The following is a 10,556-nucleotide window of genomic DNA, read 5'->3' as shown; positions in this document are numbered from 1 at the left end:
CCGTGGTGACCTGGGCGATGTTGCGGACCTGGCTGGTGAGGTTGGACGCCATGAAGTTGACGTTGTCCGTGAGGTCCTTCCAGACCCCGGACACGCCGCGGACCTGGGCCCGCCCGCCGAGGTTGCCCTCGGTGCCGACCTCGCGGGCGACGCGGGTGACCTCGTCGGCGAAGGCGGACAGCTGGTCGACCATGGTGTTGATGGTCGACTTGAGTTCGAGGATCTCGCCCTGGGCGTCGACGGTGATCTTCTGGGAGAGATCGCCGTTGGCGACGGCGGTGGTGACCTGGGCGATGTTGCGGACCTGGCTGGTGAGGTTGGACGCCATGAAGTTGACGTTGTCCGTGAGGTCCTTCCAGACCCCGGACACGCCCCGGACCTGGGCCCGCCCGCCCAACTGGCCCTCGGTGCCCACCTCGCGCGCCACGCGGGTCACCTCGTCCGCGAAGGCGGACAGCTGGTCGACCATCGTGTTCACGGTGAGCTTCAGTTCCAGCAGCTCGCCCGTCGCCTCGACGGTCACCGTACGGGTCAGGTCGCCGCGCGCCACCGCCGTGGTCACCGCGGCGATGTCGCGCACCTGTGCGGTGAGCCGGGAGGCCATCGCGTTGACGGCCTCCGTGACGTCCCGCCAACTCCCCGAGAGACCCTGGACCTTGGCGCGGCCGCCGAGTCTGCCCTCGGTGCCGACCTCGCGCGCGACCCGCGTGACCTCGCCGGTGAACAGCGACAGCTGGTCGACCATCTTGTTGACCGCGCGGCCAAGCCGGCGCAGATCGCCCCGCAACTGGCGGTTCCCGTCGTGCAGATCGACCCGTTGGGTGAGATCGCCGCCGGCCACCGCGTCCAGGACACGCGTGGCGTTCGCGGCCGGCACGACGAGGGCGTCCAGCAGGGAGTTCGTCCAGGTCACCCCCGAGGTCCAGGCTCCCTGGCCGGGGCTCGCCGCCAGCCGGTCGTCGAGCCGCCCGTGACGGACGACTTCCCTGCGTACCCGCGTCAGCTCGTCGGCGAAGTGCTGATTGCGCACGGCGATCTGGTTGAACACCGCGGCCAGTTCCGCCGACATGCCTTCGTGCGTCTCGGCCACCCGGACGCGGAAGTCGCCGTCGCGCAGCGACGTCATCGCGGCCAGCAGCGGGCGCAGTTCCGACGCCCGGATCCAGCCGCCGTCGTCCGGCGCCCTGGCATGCGGCGGGGTGGCCGGGGATGCGGGCGGCGGCACGAGGTCTCTGTTCATATCCGCCCACTTCGGTGACTCGGCGCTTATGGGCAGGCTCAGTCTGTCACTCTGTCGGTGTCAGAAGCGGCGCATTGTGAGAACCGACCGGGAGCCGGACTGTGGGGTCCATTCCGATGCAGCGCGAAACCGTCCACCGCTCAACTCCGTTCTACCCGTTCAGGGATGACGGGCGGTCGGTCACGCGCACCAGCCTGCCGGGGAACCCCCATGCCCCCTCGGCCGCCCGCAGATTCGTCCGGGCGGCCCTCGCCGACTGGACCACCCTCGGCCTCCTGGCCACCTGCGCCTACTGCCGGGGTACGCCGGGCGGCTGCCCGCCCGGCGGGCACAGCACCGACCGGCTCGCGGACGACGCCGTCGTGATCGTCAGTGAACTCGTCACCAACGCCGTCGTGCACGCGGGCACCGCCGTCGAACTCCTGTGCCGCCTCGACCCGTCGGCCGACGGAGAGGCCGCCGCCCTGGTGATCGAGGTCTCCGACCACCACCCCGCCAGGGCCGTGAGCAGCGAGCCCCACGCCGGTACGGACCGCTCGGGCACCCCCGAGTACGGACGCGGTCTGCACCTCGTCGCCGCACTCGCCGAACGCTGGGGCATCACCTATCTCTCCGCCCTGAAGACCGTCTGGGCGCGACTGCCCGTCGACGGCTGGGACACCTTCGCGCTGGCCGGCGCCGAAGCGGCCATCGACCGCGGTCTGCGGGCCGCCGAGATCCTGGCGCCCGCGCCCCGCGTGTCCCTCGCCCGTGACGACCGCGCGGACCAGAGCCTGGCGGGGCGCGGCGCGCTGTCCTTCCTCGCCGAGGCATCCGACCTGCTGGCCGGGCAGCTCGACGAGGACATGGTGGCCGCGCTCGCGGCCCAGTTGCTGGTGCCGCGGCTCGCCGACTGGTGCGCGATCTGGCTCGACGGGGAGTCCGGCCGCCCCGCCGCCGGCGGCGAGGGGCCCTCGGGCCCCGTGCAGCGGCTCGCCCGCGTCTGGCACACCGACGAGTCGCGGATCGAGCAGCTGCGCACGGCGCTCGTCGAGGAGCCGCCCATGCTGCCCGAGGGCACGATCGGCGGGCCGGTGCCGATCCCGTGGCCCAGCGGGCGCGAGCCGGGCGCGGCCGGTGGCGCCGCACTCGCCTACCGTCTCGTCGCGGGCGGACGCGGCCTCGGCACCCTGCTGCTCGCCCGGCAGGGCCTCTCGCGCCTCCCCGACGACGTGACGGCCCTCACCGAGGACTTCGCCCGGCGTGTGGCCCTCGCGATCGGCGCGGCCCGCCAGTACACCCGGCAGGCCACCATCAGCAAGGTCCTCCAGCGCGGCCTCCAGCCCCGCAAGGTGGGCCAGATCCCCGGCGTGGACCGCTTCCTCGTCTATGAGCCCGGCGACGACGGCGTCGCCGGGGGCGACTTCTACGACATCTTCCCGGCCGGCAGTGGTGACCGCTGGTCCTTCATGCTCGGCGACGTCCAGGGCAGCGGCCCCGAGGCGGCCGTCGTCACCGGACTCGCCCGCCCCTGGCTGCGGCTGCTCGCCCGCGAGGGCTACCAGGTCGGCGAGGTGCTCGACCGGCTGAACGGACTCCTCCTCGACGACGCCATGGAAGCGGCGGAGGCGACCGCGCTGCTCGTCGCCGCGGCCGGCGGCCAGACGGTGCCGGAAGGGCCGCAGGCCCGCTTCCTGTCCCTGCTGTACGGCGAGCTCGTGCCGCTGCCCTCCGGCAGGGGCGTGCGGTGCACGCTGGCGAGTGCGGGGCATCCGCTGCCGCTGGTGCTGCGGCCCGACGGGCGGGTGCACACGGTCGCCGAGCCGCAGGTCCTGCTCGGGGTCGTGGAGGAGGTCGCGTACCAGAGCCAGACCTTCGACCTGGAGCCCGGTGACACGCTGCTCTGTGTCACGGACGGGGTGACCGAGCGGCGCTCGGGGGCGCGGATGTTCGACGACGGTGACGGACTGGCCACCGCTCTCGCCGGATGCGCGGGACTGACGGCGCAAGGGGTCGGCGAGCGGATCAGGCAGGCCGTGCACGACTTCTCGGACACCCCGCTGGGCGACGATCTGGCGCTGCTCGTGCTCCAGGTGCGGTGACGTACGCCTCCGGTGCGGTGACCTGCCTGGACGGCACGGCCCCTGTCCCCGGAGCCCCCGCCCGGCGCGCGGTCCGGGCTTTCGCACCGGTGACGGACAATGGGGGGCATGCCTTCCATACTGCCCGATGGTGAGCCCATGCCCGAGGACGGGGCGCTCCCGGCGTCCGCCCTCGACGGCGCCGGTGACCGGCCACTCGCCTTCTATCTGCATGTGCCGTACTGCGCGACGCGCTGCGGCTACTGCGACTTCAACACCTACACCGCCACCGAGCTGCGCGGCTCGGGCGGTGTACTGGCCTCCCGCGACAACTACGCCGCCACCCTCGCCGACGAGGTGCGCCTCGCCCGCAAGGTGCTCGGCGACGATCCGCGGCCGGTCAGCACGGTGTTCGTCGGAGGCGGTACGCCGACGCTGCTGGACGCCGCCGACCTGGTGTCCATGCTGGGCGCCGTGAGGGAGGAGTTCGGACTCGGGGACGACGCGGAGATCACCACCGAGGCGAATCCCGAGTCCGTCGGTCCGGAGTATCTGGAGCAGCTGCGGGCCGGGGGATTCAACCGGATCTCGTTCGGTATGCAGAGCGCCCGGCAGCACGTCCTGAAGGTGCTGGACCGCACGCACACACCCGGACGCCCCGAGGCCTGCGTCGCGGAGGCCCGCGCCGCCGGCTTCGACCATGTGAACCTCGACCTGATCTACGGCACGCCCGGCGAGAGCGACGACGACTGGCGCGCGTCGCTCGCGGCCGCGGTGGGCGCGGGACCCGACCATGTCTCGGCGTACGCGCTGATCGTGGAGGAGGGCACCCAGCTGGCCCGGCGCATCCGGCGCGGCGAGGTGCCCATGACCGACGACGACGTGCACGCGGACCGCTATCTCATCGCGGACTCCGTGCTGTCCGAGGCGGGCTTCTCCTGGTACGAGGTCTCCAACTGGGCCACCTCCGAGGCCGGCCGCTGTCTGCACAACGAGCTGTACTGGCGCGGCGCCGACTGGTGGGGCGCGGGCCCCGGAGCGCACAGCCATGTGGGCGGGGTGCGCTGGTGGAACGTGAAGCACCCCGGCGCCTACGCGGCGGCGCTGGCCGAGGGGCGCTCGCCCGGAGCGGGCCGCGAACTCCTGTCGGCGGAGGACCGGCGCGTCGAGCGGATCCTGCTGGAGCTGCGGCTGAGGGACGGCGTACCGCTGTCGCTGCTGAAGCCGGCGGGGCTGGCGGCGGCGGGCAAAGCCCTGGCGGACGGGCTGCTGGAGCCCGCGGCCTACGAGGCTGGCTCCGCCGTGCTGACGCTGCGGGGAAGGCTGCTCGCGGACGGAGTCGTCCGGGACCTGGTGGACTGACCCGCCCCTGTCCCGCCGCCCCCGTGGACGGCCACGCCGCTCACTCCGGCGGCAGCGTCACGAAGTCGATCAGCTCCTCGACCCGGCCCAGCAGCTCCGGCTGGAGATCGCGGTAGGACCGCACCCGGGACAGGATGTGCTGCCAGGCGGCGCCGGTGTTCGGGGGCCAGCCCAGCGCGCGGCACACGCCCGTCTTCCAGTCCTGGCCCCGAGGGACGACGGGCCACGCCGCGATTCCCACCGACGACGGCTTCACCGCCTCCCAGATGTCGATGTACGGATGGCCCACCACGAGCACGTGCGGGTCCGTGACCGACGCGGCGATGCGGGACTCCTTGGACCCCGGGACCAGATGGTCGACCAGGACGCCGAGGCAGGCGTCGGGCCCGGGCGCGAAGTCGGCGACGATCGCGGGCAGGTCGTCGACACCCTCCAGGTACTCCACCACCACGCCCTCGATGCGCAGGTCGTCGCCCCACACCCGCTCCACCAGCTCGGCGTCGTGGCGGCCCTCGACGTAGATGCGGCCCGCCCGCGCCACCCTGGCCCGCGCGCCGGGCACGGCGACGGATCCCGAGGCCGTGCGGGCCGGAGCGGCCGGCGCGCCCGCGCCGGGACGGACCAGCGTCACCACCCGGCCCTCCAGCAGAAAGCCCCGCGCGGTCAGCGGGAAGACCCGGTGCTTGCCGAAGCGGTCCTCCAGGGTCACCGTCCCGGCCTCGCAGCCGATCACCGCGCCGCAGAAACCGGTGGTGACCTCCTCCACGACCAGATCCCGGTCGGCGGGGACCTCCGGCACGGCGGAGGGCTTCTTCCAAGGGGGCGTCAGATCGGGGCTGTAGCTGCGCATTCGGCGACGCTACGACACCCCGAAGCGCTCCGCCAGCACGTCACGCTGTGCGCGGACGAACGCCGCGTCCACCACCGCGCCGTGCCCGGGGACGTACAGCGCGTCTTCACCGCCGAGCGCGAGCAGCCGGTCCAGGGCCGCCGGCCAGCGCGACGGCATCGCGTCCGGGCCGGCCTGCGGCTCCCCGGACTCCTCCACCAGATCGCCGCAGAACACCACCTCCCGGTCGCCCGGCACGAGGAGCGCCAGGTCGTGGCCCGTGTGCCCGGGGCCCACATTGGCCAGCAGCACCTGGCGTCCGCCCAGGTCCAGCGTCCGTTCTCCGGTGACCACATGCTGCGGCGCGACCAGCAGATCGGTCGCCTCGGCGGCATCGTCCGGCGCCACGCCGTGCCGTACGGCATCGGACCGGAGCTCGTCACGGTCCCGGCGCAGGACGACATCGACGGCGACCGCGCCGAAGACCTCCACCGCGGAGAAGGCGGCCGTCCCCAGAACATGGTCGAAGTGGGGATGACTCAGTGCGACATGCGTCACTCTGCGGCCGCCCAGCAGCGCCTCCGCCTGGGTGCGCAGCTCCACGCCCTCACGCAGCGTGGACCCCGTGTCGAACAGCAGGACGCCCTCGTCACCGGCGACCAGCCCCACGGTCGCGTCCCAGACGGGCAACCTGCGTCGCCCCACCCCGTCGGCCAGATGCTCCCAGCCGAAGTCTTCCCAACGGACGTTCATAACGCGACGCTACTGGCAACGACCAGCAAAGGCGCGCGGTAGCCTGGTCGGCCGCCTTGCTAGAGCCGTACCCCACGGCCGTACACTGGCACGGGGATTGCTGGCACTCGGACCCGGGGAGTGCCAAGCAGCCACCGAGGAACCAGAGCTGGAGGTGTGCGCGGTGCTCAGTGAACGCAGACTCGAGGTGCTGCGCGCGATCGTCCAGGACTATGTCGGCACCGAGGAACCTGTGGGTTCCAAGGCGCTCACGGAGCGTCACAATCTCGGCGTCTCGCCGGCCACGGTCCGGAACGACATGGCGGTGCTGGAGGACGAGGGCTTCATCGCCCAGCCGCACACCAGTGCCGGCCGCATCCCGACGGACAAGGGCTACCGGCTCTTCGTCGACAAGCTGGCCGGGGTCAAGCCCCTGTCGTCGCCGGAGCGCCGCGCCATCCAGAACTTCCTGGACGGGGCCGTCGACCTCGACGACGTCGTGGGCCGTACGGTACGGCTGCTCGCGCAGCTGACCCGGCAGGTCGCCGTGGTGCAGTACCCGTCGCTGACCCGGTCCACCGTCCGGCACGTGGAGCTCCTCTCCCTGGCGCCCGCCCGGCTGATGCTCGTGCTGATCACGGACACCGGCAGGGTCGAGCAGCGGATGATCGACTGCCCCGCGCCCTTCGGCGACACCTCGCTCGCGGACCTGCGGGCCCGGCTCAACAGCCGGGTCGTCGGGCGCCGTTTCGCGGATGTGCCGCAACTGGTGCAGGACCTGCCGGAATCCTTCGAGTCGGAGGACCGCGGCACGGTCACGACGGTGCTGTCCACTCTGCTCGAGACCCTGGTCGAGGAGACCGAGGAGCGGCTGATGATCGGCGGCACCGCCAATCTGACCCGCTTCGGACACGACTTCCCGCTCACGATCCGGCCGGTGCTGGAGGCGCTGGAGGAGCACGTCGTGCTGCTCAAGCTGCTCGGCGAGGCCAAGGAGTCGGGCGGGATGGGCATGACCGTACGGATCGGTCACGAGAACGCCCATGAGGGCCTCAACTCCACGTCCGTCGTCTCGGTCGGCTACGGTTCGGGCGACGAGGCAGTTGCCAAACTCGGCGTGGTCGGACCGACCCGCATGGACTACCCCGGAACGATGGGAGCGGTACGCGCAGTGGCACGTTACGTCGGACAGATCCTGGCGGAGTCGTAAGTGGCCACGGACTACTACGCCGTACTCGGCGTGCGCCGAGACGCATCCCAGGACGAGATCAAGAAGGCCTTCCGCCGGCTTGCGCGTGAACTCCACCCGGATGTGAATCCGGACCCGAAGACGCAGGAGCGCTTCAAGGAGATCAACGCGGCCTACGAGGTCCTCTCGGATCCGCAGAAGAAGCAGGTCTACGACCTCGGCGGCGACCCGCTGTCCCAGGCGGGCGGCGGTGGCGCCGGAGGCTTCGGCGCCGGTGGCTTCGGGAACTTCTCGGACATCATGGACGCCTTCTTCGGGACGGCGTCGCAGCGAGGGCCGAGGTCGCGCACGCGGCGCGGCCAGGACGCGATGATCCGGCTGGAGATCGACCTCAACGAGGCGGCCTTCGGCACCACGAAGGACATCCAGGTCGACACGGCCGTCGTCTGTACGACGTGTTCGGGCGAGGGCGCGGCGCCGGGCACCTCGGCGCAGACATGTGACATGTGCCGCGGCCGCGGTGAGGTCTCGCAGGTCACGCGGTCCTTCCTGGGCCAGGTCATGACGTCCCGGCCGTGCCCCCAGTGCCAGGGCTTCGGGACCGTCGTCCCGACCCCGTGCCCGGAGTGCGCCGGAGACGGCCGGGTCCGCTCGCGCCGCACGCTGACCGTGAAGATCCCTGCCGGTGTCGACAACGGCACCCGGATCCAGCTCGCGGGCGAGGGCGAGGTCGGCCCCGGCGGCGGCCCCGCCGGCGACCTGTACGTGGAGATCCACGAGCTGGCCCACGGTGTCTTCCAGCGGCGCGGCGACGACCTGCACTGCACGGTCACCATTCCGATGACGGCGGCGGCCCTCGGCACCAAGGTGCCGCTGGAGACGCTCGACGGCATGGAGGAGGTCGACATCCGCCCGGGCACGCAGTCCGGACAGTCGATCCCGCTGCACGGCCGGGGCATCACACATCTGCGCGGCGGCGGTCGGGGCGACCTGATCGTCCACGTCGAGGTGATGACGCCCTCGAAGCTGGACCCGGAGCAGGAGCGGGTCCTGCGGGAGCTGGCGAAGCTGCGCGGCGAGGAGCGGCCGACCGGTCAGTTCCAGCCGGGGCAGCAGGGGTTGTTCTCGCGGCTGAAGGACGCGTTCAACGGACGGTAGAACCGCACGCGGCCCCGGTGTCCGGGGCCGCGTCCGGTCCGATTCGGCGGGGCGGGGCCGACGTGGCACCATGCGTGCATGTCCTCCGCACTGACCGATCTCTGCCGGTATCCGATCGTGCAGGCCCCCATGGCGGGCGGCGCGTCGTCCCCGCAGTTGGCCGCAGCCGTGTCCGAGGCCGGCGGCCTCGGATTCCTGGCCGCCGGATACAAGACCGCGGACGGCATGTACCAGCAGATCAAACAGATCCGCGGGCTCACGAGCCGGCCCTTCGGCGTGAATCTGTTCATGCCGCAGCCCGGTGCGACCGACCCCGCCGCCGTGGAGGTCTACCGGCACCAGCTCGCCGGTGAGGCGGCCTGGTACGAGACACCGCTCGGCGACCCGGACTCCGGTCTGGACGACGGGTACGAGGCCAAGCTCGCGATCCTGCTCGACGACCCCGTCCCGGTCGTCTCCTTCACCTTCGGCTGCCCCAAGCGGGACGTGCTCCAGTCCTTCGCCAAGGCCGGCACCTTCACCGTCGTCACCGTCACCTCGCCCGAGGAGGCGCAGGCCGCGCAGCGGGCGGGCGCGGACGCCGTGTGCGTCCAGGGCGTCGAGGCCGGCGGTCACCAGGGCACGCACCGCGACGACCCGGCGGCCGACGGCAGCGGGGTGGGACTGCTCACCCTCGTCGCGCTGGTCCGCGAGGCCGTTCCGCTGCCGGTGATCGCGGCCGGCGGACTGATGCGCGGCGGTCAGATCGCCGGTGTGCTCGCCGCCGGTGCCGCGGCGGCGCAGCTCGGCACCGCGTTCCTGGTATGCCCCGAGTCCGGCGCGAACGCCCTGCACAAGCAGGCCATGACCAACCCCCTCTTCGTCCGTACCGAACTGACCCGTGCCTTCTCGGGGCGGCCGGCGCGCGGGCTCGTCAACCGCTTCATGCGCGAGCACGGGCCCTACGCCCCCGCCGCGTATCCGCAGGTGCACCATCTGACCAGCGGGCTGCGCAAGGCGGCGGCCAAGGCCGGCGACGCCCAGGGCATGGCGCTGTGGGCCGGGCAGGGGCACCGGCTGGCCCGTGAGCTGCCGGCCGCGCAGCTGGTGGAGGTGCTGGCCGCCGAGCTGGACTCCGCGCGCGCCGCGCTCGCCCTGGACGCCTCCTGATGACCGCACCCGTTTTCCTGGTGGACTCCCTGGAGGGGGTCGCGGCCGGCTCCGCCGTCGTGCTGGACGGTCCCGAGGGACGGCACGCCGTGTCCGTACGCCGGCTCCAGCAGGGTGAGGAGATCGTGCTCACCGACGGGCTCGGGCGCGGGGCGGCCGGTGTCGTGGTGCGGACCGAGGGCAAGGACCGGCTGGAGGTGGAGGTGCGGGACCTCCCGGTCGAGAACGAGCCGGCGCCGCGTATCACCGTTGTCCAGGCGCTGCCCAAGGGCGATCGGGGCGAACTCGCCGTCGAGACCATGACGGAGACCGGCGTCGACGAGGTCGTGCCCTGGCAGGCCGCCCGCTGCATCACGCAGTGGAAGGGTGAGCGGGGCGCGAAGTCGCAGGCGAAATGGCGGGCCACCGCGCGCGAGGCGGGCAAGCAGTCGCGCCGGCTCCGCTTCCCGGAGGTCGCGGACGCAGCAACGACCAAGCAGGTTGCGGCACTTCTGGCCACAGCGGATTTCGCCGCCGTGCTGCACGAGGAGGGCGCGGAACCGCTGGCCACCGCCGAGCTGCCGGCCGAGGGGTCGATCGTGCTGGTCGTGGGCCCCGAGGGCGGGGTGTCCCCGGAGGAACTCGCGGCGTTCGCGGAGGCGGGGGCCAAGCCGTACCGGCTGGGGCGCAGTGTGCTGCGCACCTCGACGGCGGGCACGGCGGCGACGGCGCTGCTGCTGGGCCGGACGGGGCGCTGGGGCTGACCGCCCTGGTGCGCGGGTCGTGGGGGCGGCCGCTCGTGCGCGGCGGGAGAGATCCCGACGCCGTACCCGAAAGCGGCGATTGACCGCAACCGCC

Annotated in this window: 9 protein-coding genes; 6 read left to right on the top strand and 3 right to left on the bottom strand. The window is 72.6% G+C overall.

The genetic code is table 11. The annotated features are described in order from the left end of the window. Positions 1-1,240, bottom strand: a 1,240-nt coding sequence (locus tag ACFWU3_RS11600; RefSeq protein ID WP_384434811.1) for a HAMP domain-containing protein, incomplete at its 3' end; no start/stop codon positions are given. A gap of 116 nt (positions 1,241-1,356) precedes the next feature. Between ACFWU3_RS11600 and ACFWU3_RS11595 the strand changes: the two genes are divergently transcribed. Both ACFWU3_RS11595 and hemW read left to right on the top strand, forming a co-directional pair. Beyond that, on the top strand, positions 1,357-3,321 hold the full coding sequence (locus tag ACFWU3_RS11595) for a SpoIIE family protein phosphatase (RefSeq protein ID WP_384434711.1): 1,965 nt from the start codon (positions 1,357-1,359) through the stop codon (positions 3,319-3,321). 99 nt (positions 3,322-3,420) lie between these two features. Beyond that, positions 3,421-4,662, top strand: a complete 1,242-nt coding sequence (gene hemW, locus ACFWU3_RS11590) for a radical SAM family heme chaperone HemW (protein ID WP_384434708.1) — start codon at positions 3,421-3,423, stop codon at positions 4,660-4,662. Between the two features lie 40 nt (positions 4,663-4,702). Here hemW and ACFWU3_RS11585 read toward each other — a convergent pair whose 3' ends face one another. Then, on the bottom strand, positions 4,703-5,512 hold the full coding sequence (locus tag ACFWU3_RS11585; protein WP_384434705.1) for a DUF3097 domain-containing protein: 810 nt from the start codon (positions 5,510-5,512) through the stop codon (positions 4,703-4,705). A 9-nt stretch (positions 5,513-5,521) separates the two neighbouring features. Next, positions 5,522-6,244 carry an MBL fold metallo-hydrolase gene (locus ACFWU3_RS11580; RefSeq protein ID WP_384434702.1) on the bottom strand — a complete coding sequence of 241 codons (723 nt, stop codon included), beginning with the start codon at positions 6,242-6,244 and terminating at the stop codon, positions 5,522-5,524. 163 nt (positions 6,245-6,407) lie between these two features. Here ACFWU3_RS11580 and hrcA point away from each other — a divergent pair, with 163 nt between their 5' ends. The 4 genes from hrcA to ACFWU3_RS11560 all read left to right on the top strand — a co-directional run bounded on the left by hrcA (position 6,408) and on the right by ACFWU3_RS11560 (position 10,462). Continuing rightward, a complete protein-coding gene (hrcA, locus tag ACFWU3_RS11575; RefSeq protein ID WP_384434699.1) occupies positions 6,408-7,433 on the top strand; it encodes a heat-inducible transcriptional repressor HrcA in 1,026 nt (341 codons plus the stop codon). Beyond that, complete coding sequence (dnaJ, locus tag ACFWU3_RS11570) at positions 7,434-8,570, top strand: molecular chaperone DnaJ (protein ID WP_313946382.1); 1,137 nt, start codon at positions 7,434-7,436, stop codon at positions 8,568-8,570. A 78-nt stretch (positions 8,571-8,648) separates the two neighbouring features. After that, positions 8,649-9,719, top strand: a complete 1,071-nt coding sequence (locus ACFWU3_RS11565) for a nitronate monooxygenase (protein ID WP_384434696.1) — start codon at positions 8,649-8,651, stop codon at positions 9,717-9,719. Beyond that, a complete protein-coding gene (locus ACFWU3_RS11560; RefSeq protein WP_384434693.1) occupies positions 9,719-10,462 on the top strand; it encodes a 16S rRNA (uracil(1498)-N(3))-methyltransferase in 744 nt (247 codons plus the stop codon). The genes ACFWU3_RS11565 and ACFWU3_RS11560 overlap by 1 nt, the downstream gene beginning before the upstream one ends. The last annotated feature ends 94 nt before the right edge of the window (positions 10,463-10,556 follow it).

Source organism: Streptomyces sp. NPDC058685 (assembly GCF_042714725.1).
Taxonomy (GTDB): domain Bacteria; phylum Actinomycetota; class Actinomycetes; order Streptomycetales; family Streptomycetaceae; genus Streptomyces.
The sequence above is the reverse complement of the archived record's forward strand: the minus strand, read 5'-3'. Positions and strand labels throughout refer to the sequence as shown.